General features: G+C 57.1%; 16 protein-coding genes. 7 read left to right on the forward strand and 9 right to left on the reverse strand.

Features of this window, described 5'->3' with window-relative positions:
• Positions 1-415 precede the first annotated feature (415 nt).
• The 6 genes from ACQE3D_RS12820 to ACQE3D_RS12845 all read right to left on the reverse strand — a co-directional run bounded on the left by ACQE3D_RS12820 (position 416) and on the right by ACQE3D_RS12845 (position 6,465).
• Positions 416-1,423 (reverse strand): NAD-dependent epimerase, encoded by a 1,008-nt coding sequence (locus ACQE3D_RS12820; RefSeq protein WP_313730197.1) that lies wholly within the window; start codon positions 1,421-1,423, stop codon positions 416-418.
• A 3-nt stretch (positions 1,424-1,426) separates the two neighbouring features.
• On the reverse strand, positions 1,427-2,698 hold the full coding sequence (gene tviB, locus ACQE3D_RS12825) for a Vi polysaccharide biosynthesis UDP-N-acetylglucosamine C-6 dehydrogenase TviB (RefSeq protein WP_313730196.1): 1,272 nt from the start codon (positions 2,696-2,698) through the stop codon (positions 1,427-1,429).
• A gap of 49 nt (positions 2,699-2,747) precedes the next feature.
• Complete coding sequence (locus ACQE3D_RS12830; protein WP_064029794.1) at positions 2,748-3,359, reverse strand: TetR/AcrR family transcriptional regulator; 612 nt, start codon at positions 3,357-3,359, stop codon at positions 2,748-2,750.
• A gap of 70 nt (positions 3,360-3,429) precedes the next feature.
• On the reverse strand, positions 3,430-3,990 hold the full coding sequence (gene pgsA, locus ACQE3D_RS12835; protein WP_082885577.1) for a CDP-diacylglycerol--glycerol-3-phosphate 3-phosphatidyltransferase: 561 nt from the start codon (positions 3,988-3,990) through the stop codon (positions 3,430-3,432).
• Positions 3,980-5,821: an excinuclease ABC subunit UvrC gene (uvrC, locus tag ACQE3D_RS12840; protein ID WP_409521118.1), complete on the reverse strand. Its 1,842-nt coding sequence runs from the start codon at positions 5,819-5,821 to the stop codon at positions 3,980-3,982. Before uvrC ends, pgsA begins: the two co-directional genes overlap by 11 nt.
• Positions 5,818-6,465: a uracil-DNA glycosylase gene (locus ACQE3D_RS12845; protein ID WP_064029798.1), complete on the reverse strand. Its 648-nt coding sequence runs from the start codon at positions 6,463-6,465 to the stop codon at positions 5,818-5,820. The genes uvrC and ACQE3D_RS12845 overlap by 4 nt, the downstream gene beginning before the upstream one ends.
• A 171-nt stretch (positions 6,466-6,636) precedes the next feature.
• Between ACQE3D_RS12845 and ACQE3D_RS12850 the strand changes: the two genes are divergently transcribed.
• Both ACQE3D_RS12850 and ACQE3D_RS12855 read left to right on the forward strand, forming a co-directional pair.
• On the forward strand, positions 6,637-7,521 hold the full coding sequence (locus ACQE3D_RS12850) for a PilZ domain-containing protein (protein ID WP_313730195.1): 885 nt from the start codon (positions 6,637-6,639) through the stop codon (positions 7,519-7,521).
• Positions 7,522-8,090: 569 nt separating this feature from the next.
• A complete protein-coding gene (locus ACQE3D_RS12855) occupies positions 8,091-9,572 on the forward strand; it encodes an efflux transporter outer membrane subunit (protein ID WP_313730194.1) in 1,482 nt (493 codons plus the stop codon).
• Between the two features lie 904 nt (positions 9,573-10,476).
• Here ACQE3D_RS12855 and ACQE3D_RS12860 read toward each other — a convergent pair.
• Positions 10,477-12,906 (reverse strand): tetratricopeptide repeat protein, encoded by a 2,430-nt coding sequence (locus ACQE3D_RS12860; RefSeq protein WP_313730193.1) that lies wholly within the window; start codon positions 12,904-12,906, stop codon positions 10,477-10,479.
• Between the two features lie 714 nt (positions 12,907-13,620).
• On the opposite strand from ACQE3D_RS12860, the gene ACQE3D_RS12865 reads away from it, so the two are divergent.
• Positions 13,621-14,013 (forward strand): hypothetical protein, encoded by a 393-nt coding sequence (locus tag ACQE3D_RS12865; protein WP_168029101.1) that lies wholly within the window; start codon positions 13,621-13,623, stop codon positions 14,011-14,013.
• 733 nt (positions 14,014-14,746) lie between these two features.
• On the opposite strand, the gene ACQE3D_RS12870 is transcribed toward ACQE3D_RS12865, so the two are convergent.
• Positions 14,747-14,977 carry a transposase gene (locus ACQE3D_RS12870; protein ID WP_427501652.1) on the reverse strand — a complete coding sequence of 77 codons (231 nt, stop codon included), beginning with the start codon at positions 14,975-14,977 and terminating at the stop codon, positions 14,747-14,749.
• Between the two features lie 457 nt (positions 14,978-15,434).
• Here ACQE3D_RS12870 and mutS point away from each other — a divergent pair, with 457 nt between their 5' ends.
• The 4 genes from mutS to ACQE3D_RS12890 all read left to right on the forward strand — a co-directional run bounded on the left by mutS (position 15,435) and on the right by ACQE3D_RS12890 (position 21,624).
• Positions 15,435-18,020 (forward strand): DNA mismatch repair protein MutS, encoded by a 2,586-nt coding sequence (mutS, locus tag ACQE3D_RS12875; protein ID WP_313730191.1) that lies wholly within the window; start codon positions 15,435-15,437, stop codon positions 18,018-18,020.
• A 208-nt stretch (positions 18,021-18,228) separates the two neighbouring features.
• Positions 18,229-20,499 (forward strand): CHASE2 domain-containing protein, encoded by a 2,271-nt coding sequence (locus tag ACQE3D_RS12880; RefSeq protein ID WP_427550929.1) that lies wholly within the window; start codon positions 18,229-18,231, stop codon positions 20,497-20,499.
• 78 nt (positions 20,500-20,577) lie between these two features.
• Positions 20,578-21,018, forward strand: a complete 441-nt coding sequence (locus ACQE3D_RS12885) for a FecR family protein (RefSeq protein WP_064027217.1) — start codon at positions 20,578-20,580, stop codon at positions 21,016-21,018.
• 12 nt (positions 21,019-21,030) lie between these two features.
• Entirely contained in the window at positions 21,031-21,624 is a 594-nt protein-coding gene (locus ACQE3D_RS12890) for an OmpA family protein (RefSeq protein ID WP_071156284.1), read from the forward strand.
• Between the two features lie 88 nt (positions 21,625-21,712).
• Here the strand turns inward: ACQE3D_RS12890 and ACQE3D_RS12895 are convergent, their stop codons facing one another.
• Positions 21,713-22,423: a DsbC family protein gene (locus ACQE3D_RS12895; RefSeq protein ID WP_064027213.1), complete on the reverse strand. Its 711-nt coding sequence runs from the start codon at positions 22,421-22,423 to the stop codon at positions 21,713-21,715.
• Positions 22,424-22,469 lie beyond the last annotated feature (46 nt).

The following is a 22,469-nucleotide window of genomic DNA, read 5'->3' on the forward strand; positions in this document are numbered from 1 at the left end:
TCGGGAGCGGAGCCGAAAAGCCTCAAACAGGCTCGCTGAGCGGAACCAATCCATCGACCAGCACCTTCCCTAAGCAAAGCAAGAGCAGCACTCGCCCGTTCCCGGAACGGAGCAAAAGTACCGCCCACCCGTTCCCTGAGCAAAGCAAAAGTACCGCCCACCCGCTCCCTGAACAAAGCAAATGTACCGTGTACCTGTTCCCTAAGCGGAGCAAAAGGACCATCCACCCGCTCCCTGAGCGGAGTCGAAGGGAACGGGCCAATGATTCAGCGTTAACCGGCTGAATCACTAATTTCGGCAATCGGAGTTGTTGAATGTGCGATGAAAGCCTCAGTGCGAAAGCCATCGCACCGAGCGGGACGCCATTGGCGGCAGAAGCCGCTCCTGGCAAATTTAGCAATCGCCGATAACAGACTTAAACCCGGTAATACTCGCGATACCAGGTCACGAAACGCTCTATGCCCTCTTGTATCGTGGTACTGGGCTTATAGCCAACATCCTCGACCAAGGCTTCGACATCGGCATAGGTATCCGGTACGTCGCCGGGTTGCAGCGGCAACAGGTTTTTCTCGGCGGTTTTACCGAGAAAACGCTCCAGGGTTTCGATGTAGGCCATCAATTCCACCGGGCTTTGGTTGCCGATATTGTAGACCCGCCACGGCGCGCGACTGGTGCCGGGATCGGGTTTGGCGCCGCTCCAGTCCGGATTGGGCTCGGCGGTATGATCCAGCGTCCGAATCACGCCTTCGACGATGTCGTCGATATAGGTAAAATCGCGGCGGTGCTTACCGTAGTTGAACACGTCGATTTTTTCGCCAGCTAAAATCGCCTTGGTAAACAAAAACAAGGCCATGTCCGGACGGCCCCACGGGCCGTAGACGGTAAAAAAGCGCAGTCCGGTAGTCGGCAAGTTGTAGAGATTGCTGTAGGTGTGCGCCATCAACTCGTTAGCCTTCTTGGAAGCAGCGTACAAGCTGAGCGGATGGTCAACGTTATCGTGTACCGAAAACGGCATGGCTTCGTTGGCGCCGTACACCGAACTGCTGGATGCATAGACCAAATGCTCGACGCCATGATGACGGCAGCCTTCCAGGATGTTGATGAAGCCGACGATATTGCTGTCGATATACGCGTAGGGATTTTCGATCGAGTAGCGAACGCCGGCTTGCGCGGCCAGATTGACCACTTTTTGCGGCCGATGCTGTTTGAACAATGCCCCCATACCGCCACGGTCGGCAATATCCAAGCGCACATCGGTAAATCCCGGAAATGCCTGCAAACGCGCCAATCGGTTGATTTTCAGATTGACGTCGTAATAGTCGTTGAGATTGTCTACGCCGATGACTTCGTCGCCGCGCGCCAACAATCGCAACGCCAAATGGTTACCGATAAACCCGGCGGTGCCGGTCACCATGATTTTCATCGCTTACAGTCTCGCGTCGGTCTGATCGGCCGGGAACAGATATTTCAAATCGTAAACCACCGCGTCCGGCTTGCCCAAGGCCCGGATGTCGGCGATAGCCATGTTTCTGAATTCGTCGTGGGCCACCGCCAGGATGATGGCTTCGTATTTGCCGGCTTCCGGCTGGGCTATTGGCCGAATGCCGTATTCGTGGACGGCTTCGTCGGGGTTCACCCATGGATCATAGATATCGACGTTGACGCCGTAGGTGTCCAGTTCGGCGACGATGTCAACGACGCGGGTGTTGCGGATGTCCGGGCAGTTTTCCTTGAAAGTCAAGCCGAGTATCAACACATTGGCTTGCTGCACGTGGAAACGTTTTTTCAGCATCAGCTTAACCAGTTGCGACACCACGTAAACGCCCATGCCGTCGTTGATGCGCCGACCGGACAGAATCACTTCCGGGTTGTAACCGATCGCCTGCGCCTTATGGGTCAGATAATAAGGATCGACGCCGATGCAATGCCCGCCGACCAAGCCGGGCCGGAACGGCAGAAAATTCCATTTGGTGCCGGCCGCGATCAGAACTTCCTCGGTGTCGATGCCTAAACGGTTGAAAATCAGCGCCAACTCGTTGATCAACGCGATGTTGACGTCGCGCTGGGTGTTCTCGATGACTTTCGCCGCCTCGGCCACCTTGATACAGCTGGCTTTGTGGGTGCCGGCGGTAATGATGCTTTTATAGAGTTGATCGACTTTTTCGGCGACTTCCGGCGTCGAACCGGAAGTCACTTTCAGGATATTGGTAACCCGGTGCTGCTTGTCGCCGGGGTTGATCCGCTCGGGACTGTAGCCGACAAAAAAATCCTTATTGAATGTCAAACCGGAACCGCACTCAAGAATCGGCACGCAAACTTCCTCGGTCGCGCCGGGATAGACGGTGGATTCGTAGATGACGATGTCGCCGGACTTGATCACTTTGCCCAATGTTTCGCTGGCTTTTTGCAGCGGCGTGAAATCGGGCTGCTTATGCTCGTTGATCGGCGTCGGCACCGTGACGATGTAAAAATTGCAGTCGGCGATGTCCGACAAATCGGCGGTATAACTCAAATGAACGGCTTGCGCCAGTTCCTCTTCACTAACTTCCAGCGTGTGATCGTGGCCGGACCTCAGTTCCTCGACCCGGTTGCGATTGATATCGAAACCGACGGTCGGGTATTTATGGCCAAACTCCACAGCCAGCGGCAATCCCACATAACCCAAACCAATCATGCCGATTTTGACGTTTTTTAGCATATACACTGACTCCTGTTCCGCCGCCTAATCGCGGCCGATAGCACCAAAATTATTTTTTGACGATAGCGCCCCACGCGGTTATCCAGGCTTGCGCCAGATAACTCTCGGCCGATTTGGGCAGACTGCCGTTCAGCACCATGGCCAGCATTTGGTTGATGATGCCGAAGAAATAAGTGTAGGCCAATAAAGGATCGATGGCGCGGATTTCGCCGTCGCGCACGCCGTTTTGAAAGATACGCTTGATCTTGTTGAACGCGGCGGTCTCCAGCAGCGGCTTGGGCTCGGCCAAAAACTCCTCGCTCTTGACGAACAACAGGAATTGGACGATCTCCGGCGCATCGTCGGTCAGTTTAAACAACAGATCGACGACCTCGCGCAATTGTTCGGCGGCCTTGCGGTTGCGCCGACGGATGTCGTCCACCGAAATGCTCAAGCTGTCGAAGATTTGCTCGTGCAAGGCTTGAGCGATAGCTTGCTTGGTCTTGAAATGCTGATTGATACCGGTATTGGTTTTCAAGCCGAGCGCATCCTTCAAGTCGGTCAGCGACGTATTGAAATACCCGTTCTTGGCAAACAATTTCAACGCCGCTTGTAATACTTCTTCCTGCGTAACGTTGTGCTTTTGGGGAGTTTGTTCTAATTCTTCTTGTTCTTGTTCCATGCTTTATTTATATACAGCTTTACCTGCCGTTTACCCTCTGGTGTACGCGGTCGCGGGACCGCGTTTATCATTATTCTTTAATGGTTGAGAAAGCCGCGACCAGATAATTAACCATCGACCACAATGTCAACACGGCTGACAAGTATAGCAACCAATAACCCATGCTATTGATCGGCAGACCGAACAAGTCGTCGCGATACAACAGCAAACTGATGGCGGCCATTTGCGCGGTGGTTTTCCATTTTCCGAGTTGCGACACCTTGACCTTGGCGCGCTGGCCGATTTCGGCCATCCATTCCCTGAGCGAAGCGATCGCGATCTCGCGGCCGATGATGACGGCCGCAGGTATCGCCAAATACGGATTGGCCTCCGCCTGTACCAACAACACCAACACGAATGCGACCATCAGTTTATCGGCGACCGGGTCCAAAAAGGCACCGAACGCGGTCTGCATATCCATTTTCCTTGCCAGATAGCCATCCAGCCAATCGGTCAGACCTGCGACCAGAAAGATTGACGTACACGCCAGTTTGGAATAGTCCCAAGGCAGATAAAACACGATCGCCAACAGCGGAATCAAAGCGATCCGCAACAAGGTCAAATAAGTCGGTATCGTGAATCTAATGGTCATCTTGTTGATGAAATGTATCGTAAATCCGCTGTGCTAAGTGCCGACTAATGCCTTCTATGCTGGTTAACGCATCGACGCTGGCCTTGACCACGCCCTGCAAACCGCCGAATTGTTTCAATAAACTCTGACGGCGCTTAGGCCCCAGACCGGCAATATCTTCGAGCGTCGAGCGGTTTCTGGCCTTGCTCCGGCGTTGCCGGTGGCCGGTGATGGCAAACCGGTGCGCCTCGTCGCGAATCTGTTGTATCAACAACAAAGCCGCCGCACCCGGCGTGACATCCAGCGGCTGATCACGACCCGCCAGAATGATTTTTTCCATGCCGGCTTTCCGATCCGGACCTTTGGCTACCCCAACTATCATAACATTGTTTATCTGCAATTCGGCCAAAGCCTTTTCCGCCTCGCCGACCTGCCCCTTGCCGCCGTCGATGAATAAAATGTCCGGCGCCGGATGTTCGCCCTGCTTTTGGCGCTTAAAGCGCCGGAACACCGCTTGATGAATCGCCGCGTAATCGTCGCCGCCGGTCACGCCTTCGATATTGAAGCGGCGGTAATCGGATTTGACCGGTCCGTTGCGATCGAACACCACGCAGGACGCCACGGTCTGCTCGCCCAAGGTATGACTGATGTCGAAGCACTCCAGCCGGGACGGGGTTTCCGGGCAATGCAATTCCTGTTGCAAACTCAAAAACCGGCCGAACAGACCTTGTTGATCGGCCAGTTTCACGTTCAACGCCGATTCGGCGTTGGTCGTCGCCATTTGCAGCCACTTGGCACGCTCGCCGCGCACGCTCGCCGAAATCGCCACCGCGCGCTTAGCCTGTTCGCCCAGTACCTCGGCCAGCAGTTCGGCTTCCGGCGGCTGATGGCTAACAATCAATTCCGCCGGCACGGTCTTGTCCAGATAAAACTGAGCGATGAAGGCTTGCAAAATCTCCGCGGGCCCGTCGTCGTCGCTAATTTTCGGAAAGAATTGGCGATTGCCCAAATTCTGGCCGGCACGAATGAAGAACACTTGCACGCAGGCCGCGCCGGCCTTGGCGGCGCAGGCCACGATGTCCACGTCCCCCTTCTCGCCTTCGACGCATTGTTTTTCCAACACCGCGCGCAAGCGCCCAATCTGATCGCGATAAAACGCCGCGGCTTCGAATTCCAACTCGGCCGATGCCGCCTCCATCTTAGCGACCAGATTGTCGATTAATAAACCGCCCTTGCCTTCCAAGAACAAAATCGTGTTTTCAACGTCGGCGGCATAGGCCTCCTTGCCGACCAAACCCACGCACGGCGCGGTGCAGCGTTCGATCTGATACTGCAAGCACGGCCGCGACCTGGCGTTGTAATACGCGTCCTCGCACTGCCGTACCGGAAATATCTTTTGCAACAGCTTCAAGGTTTCCTTGACCGCGCTGGCGCTGGGGTAAGGACCGAAATAACGGCCGCGCCGTTTCTTGGCACCGCGATGAAAGCTCAGTTGCGGGAAGTCGTGAAAACTGGAGATAAACACATAGGGATAGGATTTATCGTCGCGCAGACTGATGTTGTAGCGCGGCTTGTGGCGCTTGATCAGCTGGCTTTCCAGCAACAAGGCCTCGCCCTCGGTATGCGTCACGGTGACTTCGATCGCGGCGATCCTGGCAACCATCGCCTGTTGCTTGGGCGACACCGCGTTGCCGCGAAAATAGCTCGACACCCGGTTTTTCAGGTTCTTGGCCTTGCCGATGTAAATAATCTCGGCATTGGCGTCGAGCATGCGATAAATGCCCGGCCGTTGCGTCAAGGTCTTTAAGAAGGCCTTGACGTCGAAACCGGACAGGTCGGCGCTTTCGGTCACGGCACTTCGGCTAACAAGCGTTTGACGGTTTGAAATACCTCGGCGAACATCGCCACGCTCAAGCGATTGGTTTGCACGTTGTAACGGCTGCAATGGTAAGAGCTGACCAAGGTATTCCCGTCCGGCAACTCAAAACACACGTGATGCGCGAATTTGACGGTATTGGCCTTCAAGCCGTAAGCGCGCAAAACCGCCTGATGAGCGATATTGCCCAGCGCCAGGATGACCGAATGTGCCGGCAGCGTTTTCACTTCCTCGGCCAGATACGGATTGCATTGTTTGATTTCGTCGCCGGTCGGCTTGTTTTGCGGCGGTAAACACTTAACTGCATTGGTGATCCGACAGTTCGTCAACACCAAGCCGTCCGTCAAGTTTGCCGACTCCGCTTGGTTGCTGAAACCGAAATCGTGCAAGGCCCTGTAGAGCAGCAAGCCGGCATAATCGCCGGTAAACGGCCTGCCGCTGGCATTGGCGCCGTGCATGCCCGGCGCCAGCCCCACCACCAGCAAACGCGCTTGCGGATCGCCGAACGGCGCCACCGGCCGCGCGTGGTAATCGGGATGTTGACATTTGACGTCGTCGAGAAAAGCGGCCAAACGCGGGCAGAGGCGGCAATCCTGATTAAAGTATGCGGAATCGGACATAAAGATTTCGGTAATGGAAAACCCGCCGATTTTACCGGAGAGCGGCCGGTTTTGCGCTGACGGCTTTACGCCCGCCTCCCACCCGCTCTCGACCAGCACCGGATCGGGAAGAATTTGTCAATTCTGCGCGTTTCGCTATGCTGTAGCAGGCAACCTCCACCGAGAAATTCCATGAGCGCAAACACGGACAACCAGAATAAAATCAACCGCAGGACCGCGTTGCGCATCTACGAATCGGTCAACTTGTTTTACCGAAAAATACCCGGCGGCCGACCGCAAAACCCGCCCGACTTCGACGATCTGCTCGATACCGACCCAAACCCGGCGACAAGCTTGCCGGTTTCGGAAAGCGTCGAAAACGATACCTTGCAAGCCAACCTCAGCACCGGAGGGATCGCCTTCACCACCGACGAAGCGCTACTGACCGGAGACCGTTTAATGCTGAGAATCTTGCTGCTATCCAGCCTGACGACGATCAACGTCTGCGGCGAAGTGGCCTATTGCAAGCCCAGCAACCCTTACGAAGACGACCGCTACCCGTTCACGATCGGCGCCCGCTTCATCAACCTGAGCGACGCCGACAGCGAATTGCTGCGGCGGCACATAGAACGCCACAATCGGCGGCGCATCGCGGTCAATCTGATCGGCGCGGCCGGTTTGTCGACCGTGTTGACGGCGCCCGATCTGGTTTGGGGCTTGCTGGTCGGCTTGTTCCATCATCTACTCGAAGCGGTATTGCACGTCGCCCATCTACTGTTCGAATACCTGGAAATGGGTCTGGATCACGTCATAGAACACGCTTTTCATACCGGCACCCATGAAACCCAGGTCATCGTCTTTTATATTCTGGTCAGCTTCGCGACACTGGCACTGTATTTGCTCGGCCGCAAAATCCCGGCTTGGTACCGACGCGCGTTAAATAGCATGCTGTTATTTGTTTCGCGCAAAAAGTCCAGCAGCCTGTATTTTTGGGGACAGCAAAGCCCCGTGAACAAGTGCAAAATCGTCGGCGTCGGCGGCGCCGCGCTGATCGCCTATTGGTACTTGGCGATTTGAATCCGTGAGCACATTGCACCGCCGACGGCCGCGATCGCATCGTCGCCCACTGTTCGCACATCAACAGCCCGGCACCAGACTTTGCTGAAATGCCAGCAAGCACCGCGCATCCGAAGTCGGCACGCCGCAAACCGCGCCGCGCGTACCTACCAGCCATATCGATCAAGTGCTTAGTTCAACTTTGTCAGATTTCAGGCTCCCACTTACCGAAGGCTGTCATTCCGGCATGGATGGCTCGAAACTCGCCATCCGTGGCACTGGATACCCGCTTCCCGGCGGGCATGACGGTCTTTCTTCTAATCCGACAAAGTAGAATTAGCCGTCACACCAAATGCCGGCACGCTAAGTGCCGTTCCGGAACCTCTGCCGCGATAAACCGGTATGCGGCTTGCTAGCTCAACGCCGGCGGGAACGATACACCTAAAACCGGGTCATTGACGTCGGCGCGGACTCGCCCGTTTGCCGCAGACTAAAACACGATAAACTGACCTTGCTTGAACCACCGCCCGATCAACCGCTCAGCGCCCGATTCCGCCCATTCTTCCGACTTTTACCGAATCTCCACCGTCATGTTTCGTAACCCCAGACTCGCGCATTCCGTTTTGCTGTTTACGCTGCCTTTAACCGCCTGCACGGTCGGCCCCGACTACGTCCGCCCACAAGCCAACATTTCCAACGAGTTCAAGGAAGCCCAAGGCTGGAAACCCGCTCAACCGCGCGACACCGCCTTGCCCGGCAAATGGTGGGAGATCTTCAACGATCCGATACTGAACGGACTGGAAGAACAAGTGCTCGGCGCCAACCAATCCATCGTGCAGGCCGAAGCCCAATACCGGCAAGCCCAGCACTTAGTACAATCGGCGCAATCCTCGCTACTGCCGGTCGCCACGTTGACCGGCACTTTCAACCGCTTCAAGGCCGCTACCGGCCAAAGCGTCGCGGTGTCCGGCGTGCGCAACCTGTTCGGCCAAGCGGTCGGCGTGGCTTGGGAACCGGATTTGTGGGGCACGGTACGGCGCCAGATCGAAGCCAATACCGGCAACGCCCAGGCCAGCGCGGCCACCTTGCACGCGCTGATTTTGTCCAGCCAAGCCAGCTTGGCCGACAATTACTTTCAATTGCGGACGCTGGATGCCCAGAAAGCCCTGCTCGACGAAACCGTCGCCGCCTACAGCAAAACCTTGGAAATCACCCAAAACCGTTACGCGGTCGGCGTCGTCGCCAAAGCCGACGTGGTCCAGGCCGAAACCCAATTGGAAACCGCCCGCGCCCAATCCATCGATCTGGGCGTGCAGCGCGCCAAGCTGGAGCACGCGATCGCGGTATTGATCGGCAAAACCCCGGCGGAACTCGCGCTGGCGCCGGCACCGCTAAATTTGCAACCGCCGGGCATTCCGGTCAGTCTACCGTCGGAATTACTGGAGCGCCGCCCGGACATCGCCGCCGCCGAACGCAAAATCGCCGCCGCCAACGCCCAGATCGGCGTCGCCAAGGCGGCCTATTATCCAACCTTGAATCTGGCCACCACCAACGGCTTTCAATCCCCGACCGCCGACAACCTGTTCACAATGGCCCGCCGCTATTGGGCGCTGGGTCCGGCCGGGTTGGCCCTGACCTTGTTCGACGGCGGCGCCAAGAATGCGCAATACAAACAAGCCGTCGATGCCTACGACGCCAGTGTCGCCGGCTATCGGCAAACCGTGCTGACCGGCTTTCAAGAAGTCGAGGACAATCTGGCCACGTTAAGGATTTTGGACGAAGAAACCCAAGTCCAGGACAAGGCGGTCGCCGCCGCCAAACACGCGCTGGCCCTGACCAACAACCAATACCAGGCCGGCACGGTCAGCTATTTGAACGTCATGACCGCCCAAACCGCCGCCCTGTCCAACCAACAAACCGCGGTACAACTGCTCGGCCAGCGCTTGTCCGCTTCGGTACAGTTGGTCAAAGCCGTCGGCGGCGGTTGGAACGAAACCCTGCTACCCAGCGAGGATCAAGCCGCCGGCGAACGCAAATGGACCGATTATTTAATTTTGCCGCTGGTCGAATAAACCGCCCGAATGCGGCGCTCGCGCGGGACATCGGAACCTGACCGCCGTCACCGCCACGACGAACGAACAGACCGATCGTGCAAAAGCACAACCGCTCGCGCGGCTTTCCAACTAACGCTGATGAAACTGCCGTGTCGCCCCGGCAAATGAAAGTCCATGGCGTGGGAGCGGCTTTAGCCGCGATTGACAGTGCTCCGACACCGAATTGGGCGACCGTGTCCGGTGACTTTCATAACAAGGTTACGGCCGAGAACCCGGTCGAATCGAATTGCCGCCTTGCGGTGACCAGCGCGAAGCTTGCGCGCCGATGCCGGCCGGCGCGGAAACATCATTCGGCATGCCGTGCCGAACCCGCAACAGTCCATGTTCGACAGCGAGCATTTCGTTCCGCACAGCGAAAAGTCTGTGTTGAACACCCAGCCTCGCTCGATCAACACCCGCGCGTCCTAGATGAACACTCGAGCTTTCTCGATAAACACCCAATCCTCATTGCGCGACAGACAAGGTTCTACGATAAACACCGACGCATCCGCGATGAACAGTCACGCGTTTACGATGAAATAGCAACGTTGCCTGTTAATGGGAGCCGGGCCGCTGTTTGCCGGAGAAGCTTGCGTGTTCGACAAGCAAGTCCAGGTGTTCAGCAGAGATCGTCCGATGTTATTCGGAGGATTGCCGGTATTCAACAGCGGTTAGCCGGTGTTAATCGGACAACGCCGCTGATTCATCCGAGACGCTTGGATGTTTGGGATGGAAGGCTGTACTTAATTCAGCGACGCTTGCGTTTTGGAATATCAACGCCGGGGTTCGATGGTTGAAGCCCGCGGTTTCGACCGACCCGACCGAGGCTTGGAGGCGGAAGGTTCCGGTCCAAAGCCTGGGCGTCGATGCCGAAACAGAGAAATCAGCCGTCGCCGGACGGCTGGCGGCATTCGGCCAGGGTTTCCAGCGCCTCGTTAAGGTTCTCGGAACCTAGCGGGGTATAAATTTCCACCGCCTTTTCGGCATACGGCAAGGCTTGCTCAGTCTTGCCCTGCTGGATCAGGGCACGAGCTATCGACCGATGATTTTCTGCTATCAACTCTCGGCGGCCTAAGGCTTCGGACAAGGCAAAGGCTTCGCGGGCCAATTGTTCGGCGGTCGACCAGTCCTTCCGGTCAAGCGATAACGTGGCCAAATTGCAGGTAACATAGGCAACCCCTTCGCGATAGCCAACCTTCTTCGCGATCCGCAAGGCCTCACGGTAATTGCGTTCTGCGGCATCCCAATCGCCAGACGCTATTTCAGCATCGGCTAAGTCGCTTAATACCATTGCCACATCGTCGCTCTCCGAATCCAGGCTGCGAAGTAATTCGAGAGCTCGACGAAAAGCTTCTATCGCCGAAGGGTAATCTTCTCGCAATTCATATCCCGAACCTTTCAGGCGAATGGCGGCCGCCTTTTCTCGAGTTATCCATTGACCGGCCTGTTCCGCTTCCTGCCAATGCCGTTCGGCCCGTTCGGCGCTAACCAGCACCGACTCGGCTTGACCGCGTAAATAGTACACAAAACCGGCTTCATATGTCCGCCATCCGGCACTCCAGAAATCCTCCACCGCCAGCGCCTTGGTTTCGGCGTCTTGGCACAGCGCCAACCATTCGTCGTAGCGGCCGGTGAAATTGAGAAAATTTCGTAGTGCATCGCAAGCCGTTTGTAAGCGCTCGTTTGGTCCGGCCAATAGAATAGGAAAGGCCGGTGCCAGACTCGGCCATTCGGCATCGAGTTTCTCGAAACGATCATGGTTGTCGTAACCGTTTTCGACGATCAACGCATAGGCCCGCTGCTCCAGCCGACCGCCGGCGGCCGCGACCATTTCCGGCCGGCGGCGGCGCAGAAAATCGGCGACCAAGGGCACCAACACAAAACGGCGTTCTTCGGTGTCCGGCACCACCAAGGCTCGGACCGCCAGTCCGCTGAGGGCATGTTCGGCGCCCAGCTCGTTAATCTCGGCCAGTTCGGCGATGATTTTAATCGTCATCGGCCGCGTGAAATGCGCTAGCGCCGCCAGCACTTGGGTTTCGGCTTCGGAAAAGCTATCCAGCAAATCGCCGAACACGAACTCCAACGGGTTGTTGCTTGCCGGCGCGGCGCGCAAAAACGCCAGCGCCGCCGCCACGGTTTTGCAGCGGCCCATGCCCAGTTGGCCGGCCAGCCAACGCATCAACAAGGGATTGCCGCCGGTCTCGTCGTACAGGCTGCGCCGTTCCGCGCCGCCGGTTTCATTCAACAAGCGGTTGTCGCGGGCCATTTCCGCCAACAGTTGTTCGGCGGCCGGCCAATCCAGTTTATCCAAACGCACCGTTACCGCGCTGGCATCGGCGCGGCGCCGGCTGGTGACCAAGGCGCTGCAACTGCGCGGCAGGCGGTTCAAGAAGGTAAACAATTGGTCCCGGTCGGTTTCCGGCAAGGTTTCCAGATTGTCCAACACCAGCAACACGTTTACGCCCCGCAACACGCGCAACACCGCCTCGGTGCGTTCCAGATCGGCCAGTTTGGTCAATTCGGGCTGCGCGACTTCTCGGGCGATCGCGTTCAGCATTTCCAGATAGCCTGGAAGCACGAAATGGCCCAGTGCGCGTTGGCCGTCGGCGGTCAGTTCCCGCTCCTTGGCCGACAGAAACACGATGCGCTCGAAGCGGCCTGCCGGCACGCATTCCGCCGCGCGTACCGCCAACGCGGTCTTGCCGATGCCGCCCGGCCCGTCGATCAGCGCGCCCCAGCCGCGCGCGTCTTCGGCCAGGGACTCCGCGATTTTTTGCAGCTCGCCGTCGCGACCGAAGAAATATTGCAGGCGCGGCAGATTGTTGGGAATCGCGGCTTGCAGCTTGATTGGCTTGGTTTTGTGCCGGCCGCTGACGTAATAATCCGCCGGCTTATCGGCGTTCAGCGCCAAGCGCTCCAGAATCAAATCGGCGGTTTCGGCGGGGCTGATGTCGTCGAGATCGGTATAACCGGCTAAACCTCGCAAACCCTTGCCTTCGACTTTATTGAAGCGGGTCAACATGACTTCGCCGACTTTGCGGGCTTTCAGCAAGCCATAAATCGCGTTCCATTCCAAGCCGCACCATTCCTTGGTTTCGTAATCCGGGCAAAACACCGCGACCACCAAATCCGCTTCCTGCTCGTACAGATCCGGCAAATAAAATGCCAGATCGCTACGGGAAAATTCGGCCCGGTGATAACGATCGTAAAGAATCTCGGCTTTACTGAAATGTTCGGCCAATAAGTCGGCCATCTGTTCGACGAATTGGCGCTTTTCGCCGGCGAAGGAAAATGCGATACGGAAACGGCGCATGGTGAGGTCTATGTGTGGGCTGTTGGTTTACCGGCGTTACCGGGGTTCAGGTTTATCGTTTGGTTGAGCTTTTGAGAGGTTCCCTTCGACTCCGCTCAGGGAACGACGGCTCCGCTCAGAGAAGGACGGCTTCACTAAGGGTATGACCGCCCGCTCAGGGAGCGACAGCTCCGCTCAAAGAAGGACGGCTTCACTGTGGGAACGACAGCTCCGTTCAGAGAAAGACGACTTCACTCTGGGAACGACCGCCGCTCCCAACACGGAGTCGAAGCGAACGACTGCGCGCGTTCCCTGACCGGAGCCGCCGCTCCCTGAGCGGAGCCGAAGGGCGCGCGGCGGCAGGTTCAATCATTAACAGGCCGAATCATAATTCGCTCGACTCGTTTGCAAGGCGGCAAACGTAGCGCCATCAGTCCGCTAGTGTAGCCGGAATGCGGCTCGGCTGAAATCCGGCGGCGGATTTTCATCGCGGCTGCCGGGCCAAGCCAGGGTAAGCCTTCGAATGCCAAGCGGGCGCCGCTTAATCTCGAACACGGTCAACCAAGGTTTTGCTCTAGCCAAGCGCCCGGTCCGGGCTATACTAAAAGTTACTTTCCACGCGCTCGTCGCTAGACGCCAAACCCGGCGGATGTTCCGCCGTCACTTCTGCCGAGCCGTCGCGGCATTCCATCGGCCGCTCGCACTGTCAACGGCTTCTGATATGGGGGATAGCTCATGACAAACATCACAGCATTCATTCTCTGCGCCGGCTTGCTGGTCGCTTGCGCCTCGTCCGGCCCGGTGGCCCGCCGCGACCCGAACGATCATCGCGGTTACGCGGCCGACGCGATGCGTTGCAGCCAAGCATCGATGCGCATGGAAGCCATCAAAGTGCCCACGCCGCATGCGCTCAGTGTCGTCGAAATACCGACCATCCCGGACGCCGGACGCTTCACCGCCTGCATGGATTACGCCAAATGGCCGGTAGCGCGCGCGGACACGGCGCAGTATCTCAAGGTATCAACCGTATGCCTAAACCGGGCCAGGAATGCCGACAACGCCGACGAAACTTATGCCGACTGCATCAAAGCCAGCCAATTGAGTATCGAGTTAATCCCGAACCAGTAACGAAGCGGAGGGCATGATCCCCGCGCCCTTCCCGAGCATCCCCCTATACTCTGGTTGCGACCGGTTTCCAAAACTGAGCGGCTGCCGCGACCGCTTAAACGCAACCGGCGTCAAGTCGATTATCTCGGCATTACCCCATCGGATCGGTTTTGCGACACCGACAACCACTGAATCAGTTTACCGCTTTCGCTAAACAAGAGGCTTTACGGAAAGCGCGGCGACGAATACCCGCCCCAAGTCCGGCACTCCGCGACTCACGCCACTCTCGCACCGCAACAATTTCACGTAAGGCTCGCCCGGTAAACTTTGACGGTGCGCCATGACCCGTGTTTTATATGCGCTTCGACTTGGTCCCAGGAATGGCCTTACTCCTAATGTTCTCGAATTCTTGCAATCGGCTTTCCCGTTCAGGCTTCACCGCCGGTAAATCCATCAGAGCCTCCGGAACCGCCGCGACACCGGCCAAAATCAATGCTACGAGTTGAATACGTTCCTGGACCGGTCATTCGTGACCGCTTTGTTGCACAAATCCCTGATCAAGCAAACTCCCCTTACCCCAAACCCGCCGGACGGTTTTAGGGGTTAGCTACCGCGATTGGCCGACCGACCCGATTCTATGTCACCTCAATGGCTCGAATTCCGGAGTTTCGGCGTCGACTCCCAGCTGAACCTTACGCGATTGGCGGCGATACTCCACGCCGGGTTTCTTGGTTTTGCATTTATGCTTTGGACTCTAGCCTTCGCCCAACATCTTTACCGCGGAGCGATCGACAAGTAGATGCAAGCCATTGGGATGGGCGCGATAGGAAATACACACCGGCACATGTTGCTGGCAACGGCAAAGCGTCGGGTAATAGGGCTTAACCCAATCAAGGCCAAACAATTTCAATATACTGGCGACCATCCGGCTGGCTTGCCGCTGCGCCAAACCGAACAAGTTTTTGATCATCAAACAAAACCGGATCGCCGCATCCTAAAATTTCTCGGCCGGGCCCTCGCCGGCCACGGGCAGGTGCCAGCCAATCCATAGCTGCATAAAGCCACGGCTCCACAGGGATTGGTTATAGTCTCGCCAGGTAGTGGTTAGGAATTTCAAGGGTTCTGGCTTGGGCGTTTCGGCTTGTGTTCAATGACTTCCCTTGTATTATGGAGACCGTCGGCGATTTATGCGACAAAGCCCCGTGACGGGCAAATACAGCCCTGGATAATCGTCAAAAGTCATCTGGCGTCCTGGCTGAAAAGCTATAGCGGCGCAGGTATCGAATTGTTTTTAATATCGTTTTTTATGTTGATCGATGATCGAATATAGCCCGAAAAAAACCTATGCTAAACAGCAACGTGCCGGGAAGTTTTGAAAAGTGTAGTTGGCGAAAACCGACGCATAGCATAGAACAATTATCTGTTACTTCATTAATTTACGAATGAATCTCCAAATAAAACAAGACAGCAAGCAAGGCAGCGAAATCCAACACACGCCGATGATGCAGCAATATCTCCGCATCAAGGCTCAACATCCGGACATTCTGCTGTTTTACCGGATGGGCGACTTTTACGAGCTGTTTTACAACGACGCCAAACGCGCCGCTCAATTGCTGGACATTACCCTGACCGCACGCGGCACATCGGCCGGAGCACCGATTCCGATGGCCGGCATTCCCTATCATGCCGCCGAAAACTATATCGCCAGACTGTTGAAACAAGGCGAATCGATCGCGATTTGCGAGCAAATCGGCGATCCCTCCAAATCCAAGGGGCCGGTCGAACGTAAAGTCGTGCGCATCGTCACGCCCGGTACCGTCACCGACGAGGCCTTGCTGGAAGACCGCAAGGACAATCTGCTGGTGGCGCTGGCGCGCTTCGATAAATCCATCGGCGTCGCTTGCCTGGATTTAACTAGCGGCAAGTTTGTGTTGCAGCAGTTGGAAAATGACAGCCAATTGCAGGCGGAAATCGAGCGTCTGAATCCTGCTGAACTGTTGTTCAGCGAAGACCAAGCCCTGCCGGCGTCCATCAAGGAACGCAAGGGTTTGTGCAAACGCCCGCCTTGGCATTTCGATTTGGATAGTTGCCGCCAACTAATTTTGAAGCAATTCAACTGTCACGATCTGAAAGGCTTCGGTTGCGAGCACCTGCCGGCGGCGATTTGCGCCGCCGGTTGCTTGCTGCAATATGTGCGGGATACCCAGTTCAACGCCCTGCCCCACATTCAGGGCATTGCCGTCGAACACGCCGACGACGGCATCAGCTTGGACGCCGCCAGCCGCCGTAACCTGGAATTGGACAGCCACCCCAGCGGACAAACGCAATACACGCTGCTCGGCGTGCTGGACAAAACTGCAACCGCGATGGGCAGCCGCTGTTTGCGGCGCTGGCTGCACCGGCCGTTGCGCGACCAGGCCGTGGTCAACGGCCGCTATGCCTGCATCGTCAGCCTGCTCGAAAACGAGCTATACCTTGATTTGCAAACCAGTTTGCGCCAAGTCGGCGACATCGAACGCATCAGCTCGCGGATTGCGTTGAAATCGGCGCGGCCGCGCGACCTGCTGACCTTGCGGCTGACCCTGGCGGTGCTACCCGAATTACAACAAAAATTGGCCGGCAGCGACAATCCGCATCTGGAAGCGTTACGCGGCCAGTTGCGCGAACACCCTGAATTGGTAGAACTGTTACAACGCGCCATCATCGAAAACCCGCCGATGTTGATCCGCGACGGCGGCGTGATCGCGCCGGGTTTCAACGCCGAGCTGGACGAATTACGCAATCTCAGCCAAAACGCCGACCAGTTTCTGATCGACATGGAACAGCGCGAGCGCGCCGCCACCGGTATTGCCAATCTCAAGGTCAATTACAACCGGGTGCACGGCTATTACATCGAAATTTCCAACGCCCAGGCCGACAAGGTACCGGTGCATTACACTCGCAAACAAACTCTGAAAGGCGCCGAGCGCTATATCACGCCGGAACTCAAATCGTTCGAAGACAAGGTGCTCAGCGCGCGGGAAAAATCGCTGGCCTTCGAAAAAGCGTTATATGACGAACTGCTGACCACGTTGGGCGAGGCCTTACTTGACCTGCAACAATGCGCCATAGCGCTGGCCGAGCTGGACGTGCTGGTCAACTTTGCCGAACGCGCCGAAACCCTGAACTGGACTCAGCCGGTATTGACTCAGGAGCCCGGCATCCACATCGTCGCCGGTCGTCATCCGGTGGTCGAGCAATTGTCCAGCATACCGTTCGTCGCCAATGATTTGGACTTTTCCGGCGACCGCCGCATGCTGGTGATCACCGGGCCCAACATGGGCGGTAAATCGACCTACATGCGCCAGGCGGCGCTGATCGTGCTGTTGGCGCACATCGGCTGTTACGTGCCGGCGCAGTCGTTGACGTGCGGGCCGGTCGATAAAATCTTCACCCGCATCGGCGCCTCGGACGACCTGGCCAGCGGGCGCTCGACCTTCATGGTCGAGATGTCGGAAACCGCCAACATCCTGCACAACGCCAGCGCCAACAGTTTGATTTTGATGGACGAAATCGGCCGCGGCACCAGCACCTTCGACGGCCTATCCCTAGCCTGGGCTTGCGCAGACTACTTGGCGCGCCACGTCAAAGCCTTTACCTTGTTCGCCACCCACTACTTCGAGCTAACCACGCTGGCCGAAGAACAAACCGGCATCCACAACATTCATCTGGATGCGATGGAGCACGGCGACAAGATCGTGTTTTTGCACGCGGTCAAAGACGGGCCGGCCAGTCAGAGTTACGGGCTGCAGGTCGCGGCCTTGGCCGGCGTGCCGCAATCGGTGATCGCCAACGCCAAGCACAAGCTGGCGCAATTGGAAAACACCGCCTACATCGAACAACAAAGTCACCAAGAGATTAATCAGTTCGATTTGTTTACCAGCCGCGAATGCCATCCCGCCGTGGTGCTGCTCGAAGAAATCGATCCGGACCTCCTCAGTCCGCGCCAAGCCTTGGACACCTTATACCGGTTGAAGAAAATGCTCTAGAAACCATCAGGGCCGTCGCTCGCCCAACGGGTTAGGCGACGTCTCCCCGGTTGTTTGGCGCGGAGCCACGCAAAAATCTCGTCCCGGCCTACAGACGCGCCAAAACTGCAACCACGAATGTTTGCTTACAACGCGAACCGCGACGAAATACCAAAACGCTGTCCGCTGACTATAATCGGCAGTGATTCTTCAAACTTTCTCCGCATCGATGCCAAGACGGCTAAGCAAGCAAACGCCCATCGCGCTAATCCTCGCCGCCGCGATAGTGACCTTGACCTGGACCGACGCCGCTTGGCGACTGGACCGCTGGCTGTACGACGCCTGTTTGACTTGGCTGGCCAAGCCCGCTTCCGCCGATATCGTCATCGTCGAAGTCGATCAGCGCAGTCTTGGCACGCTGGGGCGCTGGCCGTGGCCTCGCGATATCCACGCCAAGCTATTGCGCAAATTGGCCGCGGCCCGGCCCACCGCGATTGCGCTGGATTTTGTGTTCTCCGAGGCCGATGCCGAGCACCCCGAAGCGGATGCCGAGCTATCCATGGCCTTGCGAAACAGCGGCCCTGTGATTCTACCGGTCATCATCGAAAGCAACGCCGATTCCCTGGTCGAAACCTTGCCGATCGCTTCGTTTCGCTCGGCGGCGATTCTGGGCCATGCCAACTTGGAAATAGACAAAGACGGGGTCGGGCGCGGCCTGCTGTTATGGAGCGGGCTAGGCGCCGCTCGTTGGCCGGCGATGGCACTTGCAGCCTATGCGGTCCGCTATCCGGACGCTTTAAAAGCATCGACCGGCGCGCGGACAGGCAATAATCCGGCTGGCGTCGTCACCGGATTGGCCGGCGACCATCGGGTCGGCTTGCCGTTTTACGACACCAGCACCGACTTCGTCCGGGTGTCTTATGCCGACGTGCTGTCCGGCGCCGTGGCCGACCGGGTTTTCAAGGATAAATTCGTCTTGGTCGGCTTGACCGCCGCCGGCATCGAGCGAGAATTACCGGCCCCGCTCGCGGTTGGGAATCGGCCGCTAAGCGGTGTCGAATTTGTCGCGGCCGGGCTGGACGCCTTATTGAAACAGAAATTTTGGCAAGAACTGCCGTGGCTCTGGCAGTGCGGTGTGGCACTGCTGCTGACCGGCTTGACCGTCGGTGCTGGCGCTTGGGCACCGGCGCGCTGGCTGCCGCTGGTCGTAGCGGCCTTTGCGGTTGGCACGGTCGTTCTCAGTCTGTTGTTGTTGGCGTTCGGCGGCTATTGGTTTGCACCGGCAGCCACCGTCACGGTCGTATTCCTCAGCTATCCGCTGCGCAGCTGGCGCCAATTCGAAAAACTGCTGCAATCCTTGTTTGCCGAACGTAAACGGGCTTACATCACATTGAATGCGATTGTCGATGCTGTCGTGACCACGCGCGATAACGGCGAAATCGACTTCATGAACTCCCGCGCGTTGGATATGTTCGGTCCCAAACTGCTCGAAGCCGGCCGTAACATTGACCAGTTATTTTCAGCACAAGCCGGCGGAAAGCTCTGGCTCCCTAGCGAGTTGATCGCCGAGAGCCGGAGCGGAAACGCGCCTCTCAAATTCGAACACTGCCGACTGACCGTTAGCGATCAACAAAGTGTGACCGCCAATTTGGTAGTGGCACCGTTGTTCGGCAGTCAAGGTGAAGCACTAGGCGCGGTGATTACGGTCAACGACCTTAGCGAGCGCATGCTGATGGCAAAACTCTTGCTTAAAAAAGCCGAGGAATTTAGCGAGATTCGCGAGTCCATGGATCGCGTCGAGCAAATGAGTACCGCCAAAAGCCAATTCATGGCCCAAATCGGCCACGAACTGCGCACACCATTGAACGCGGTGATCGGCTTTGCGCAGTTGCTGCAAATGGAGGACCCCGAGCACCCGCTGGCCGCCGAACATCTGGAAGCCGCAAACGAAATATTCAAGGCCGGCATGCACTTACTGAATTTGATCAACGATTTGCTGGACTTGGCCAGAATCGAATCCGGAAAGCTGAGTCTGAACCTGACCGCGGTCGAACTGACAACCCTGTTGGACGACTGCCTGGCCTGGATCGCACCGCTCGCCAACCCGAACGCGATTGTCGTAGAGCTGGCCAACCCGCTGGCCCCGACGACCTGTCTCTACGCCGATGCAGGCCGCGCCAAGCAGGTCTTGCTGAACTTTTTGTCCAACGCCGTCAAATATAACCGGCCCGGCGGCCGCGTCGTCGTGTCGACCCAGACCACCGACGCCGGCTACGTCCGCATCGCGGTGACCGATACAGGGCCGGGATTGAGCACGGCGCAACTCGATCGCCTATTCAAGTCATTCGAACGCCTGGATGCCGAACATAGCGGTATAGAAGGGACAGGCATCGGCTTGGCTATCGCCAAGCAACTGACGGAGCTGATGGCGGGAAGAGTCGGCGTCAGCAGCATCCCGGAGGTTGGCAGCACGTTCTGGGCTGAATTTCCACGCGCATAAGCCGCAATGCTGTCTATACTTGCCCGCTAACCCACCGCGCTGTCTGCGCAAGGCTTTCGGACTTTCGAGAGGGCATCCATGAAAATCGTATTCTTGTGTTTGATCTGGCTGAGCTGTGCCGCCGGCTCGGTCCGGGCGGAGCAATCGGCCATCGGTTACGTCAAAACGGTCGCCGACGCGACGGTGATTGTCGAAGGCGATCTGCAAATTCCGGCTGTATTAGGCTCGCCGATTAGAGTCGGTCAAGTCATCAAAACCGACGAGCGCGGCGCGGCCGGAATTACGTTGAAAGACAACACGGTACTCTCGATAGGACCGAACACCGAACTGGAGATCAAGGCCTACCAATTCGAACCGCAACAAGAGCGCTTGGAACTGAACGCCAGCTTGCTGAAAGGCACGCTCCAATACATTTCCGGGGTTATCGCCAAACTCAAGCCCGAGGCGGTAACGCTGAAAACGCCGTCCGGCGTCATCGCGGTGCGCGGCACGCGGTTTCTGGCCAAAGTCGATCCATAAGCGGGAGCAGCCATGACTATCAATCGAATGAAACCCTTAACGCTGCTGCTGACCGTCGCGCCAATGTTCGTCGGCTGTAGCTCGTCGTATCTGGTGTTGTTGGAAGATCACGACGGCAGTACCGGCCAGGTCGTGTTCAAATCGGCCGACGGCGAAACGGTGTTGGACCGCGCCGGATCCGCGACCCGCATCGACCGGAAAGGGGACGTATTTCAGGCCGACCAAAAACAAATTGAATCAGACTTCGGCCGGGCGCTCGGCTCAGAGCCGGTCAGGCCGGAAGTATATCTGCTGTACTTCGAAACCGGAGGTACCCGCTTGACGGCGGAATCGGCGGCGCAGTTGCCTAAAATCATTGAATCAGCGCGCCGTCACCCGGCCGCCGACATTTCCATCATCGGCCATACCGACACGGTTGGCGCGGCGGCGGACAATGAGACGCTGGCGAAAGAACGTGCCGAACAAGTGGCTAAGCTATTTGGTGCCGGACAGTTGGATGTCAAGGAAATTGCGGTGACTTCTCACGGTGAGAAAAACCCGCTGGTAAAAACCGCCGACGAAACACCGGAACCGAAAAATCGGCGGGTAGAAGTTACGATACGCTAAGGCAGCGAGTCTTCTTGAAAAAATTTTAAAGTGGTCTAAAACCCGCTAAACGGTCGCTTAGCGGGAGTTTGGCGAGCAAACCGCCGGCTTATTCGCTGGACAGGATTTTGGCGAGCTGAGCTGCCGGCACGTATCCCGGTAATACGTTACCTTTTTCGGTGACAATCATCGGCGTGCCGTTCATGCCGAATTCCTCGCCCAAAGCCATGTGATTGTCGACCGGATTGTCACAGGCCTTGCTATCCAGATTTTCGCCTTTCTTGGCAGAGGTCAGCGCCTTGTTACGATCGGGCGCGCACCAGACCGACACCGCTTTCTTATAGGAATCCGAACCTTTGCCGGCCCTGGGGAAAAACAGGTAGCGTATGGTGATGCCCTGCGCCTGATATTGCTCCATCTCGGAATGCAGTTTCCGACAATAGCCGCAATCGATGTCAGTGAACACCGAGACCTGATGCTTAGGCGATTCGGGCTTGAAAATAATCATATTTTTCTCGCCGACTTTGTCCAGCGCGTTTTTTCTGGCGCCGGCCTGCTTGGTTTCGGTGATGTTTTTCTTGGCCTCGGCATCGAACAACTGTCCTTGCAACAAATACTTACCGTCTTCCGAGGCATAGAAAATATTGGCGCCCATCGTCACTTCGTATAATCCCTTGATTTCAGCCGGCGTGATTGAATCGACCTGTCCGGACGGCATGAATTCGGTCAAAGCTTTCTTGATGGCGGCTTCGTCGGCGGCCGCGTTCGCACTGATCGCGGCCGAAGCGGCAATCACCAGGGTTCGAAACAATGTTTTCATGGAATAGTCCGAGGGATGGGAAAGAAAGCGGTTGACTCGACGCGGC

Origin of the sequence: Methylomonas sp. MS20, assembly GCF_050275925.1 — a bacterium.
GTDB classification, from domain to species: domain Bacteria; phylum Pseudomonadota; class Gammaproteobacteria; order Methylococcales; family Methylomonadaceae; genus Methylomonas; species Methylomonas koyamae_A.

What these genes read in the sequence shown, in the direction of transcription:
- ACQE3D_RS12845 (WP_064029798.1), bottom strand. Translation starts at nt 6,465, where the DNA reads ATGTCCGATTCCGCATACTTTAATCAGGATTGCCGCCTCTGCCCGCGT.
- ACQE3D_RS12855 (WP_313730194.1), top strand. Translation starts at nt 8,091, where the DNA reads ATGTTTCGTAACCCCAGACTCGCGCATTCCGTTTTGCTGTTTACGCTG.
- ACQE3D_RS12890 (WP_071156284.1), top strand. Translation starts at nt 21,031, where the DNA reads ATGACTATCAATCGAATGAAACCCTTAACGCTGCTGCTGACCGTCGCG.
- ACQE3D_RS12895 (WP_064027213.1), bottom strand. Translation starts at nt 22,423, where the DNA reads ATGAAAACATTGTTTCGAACCCTGGTGATTGCCGCTTCGGCCGCGATC.
- ACQE3D_RS12830 (WP_064029794.1), bottom strand. Translation starts at nt 3,359, where the DNA reads ATGGAACAAGAACAAGAAGAATTAGAACAAACTCCCCAAAAGCACAAC.
- ACQE3D_RS12820 (WP_313730197.1), bottom strand. Translation starts at nt 1,423, where the DNA reads ATGAAAATCATGGTGACCGGCACCGCCGGGTTTATCGGTAACCATTTG.
- mutS (WP_313730191.1), top strand. Translation starts at nt 15,435, where the DNA reads ATGAATCTCCAAATAAAACAAGACAGCAAGCAAGGCAGCGAAATCCAA.
- ACQE3D_RS12860 (WP_313730193.1), bottom strand. Translation starts at nt 12,906, where the DNA reads ATGCGCCGTTTCCGTATCGCATTTTCCTTCGCCGGCGAAAAGCGCCAA.
- ACQE3D_RS12865 (WP_168029101.1), top strand. Translation starts at nt 13,621, where the DNA reads ATGACAAACATCACAGCATTCATTCTCTGCGCCGGCTTGCTGGTCGCT.
- ACQE3D_RS12885 (WP_064027217.1), top strand. Translation starts at nt 20,578, where the DNA reads ATGAAAATCGTATTCTTGTGTTTGATCTGGCTGAGCTGTGCCGCCGGC.
- ACQE3D_RS12850 (WP_313730195.1), top strand. Translation starts at nt 6,637, where the DNA reads ATGAGCGCAAACACGGACAACCAGAATAAAATCAACCGCAGGACCGCG.
- ACQE3D_RS12880 (WP_427550929.1), top strand. Translation starts at nt 18,229, where the DNA reads ATGCCAAGACGGCTAAGCAAGCAAACGCCCATCGCGCTAATCCTCGCC.
- pgsA (WP_082885577.1), bottom strand. Translation starts at nt 3,990, where the DNA reads ATGACCATTAGATTCACGATACCGACTTATTTGACCTTGTTGCGGATC.
- tviB (WP_313730196.1), bottom strand. Translation starts at nt 2,698, where the DNA reads ATGCTAAAAAACGTCAAAATCGGCATGATTGGTTTGGGTTATGTGGGA.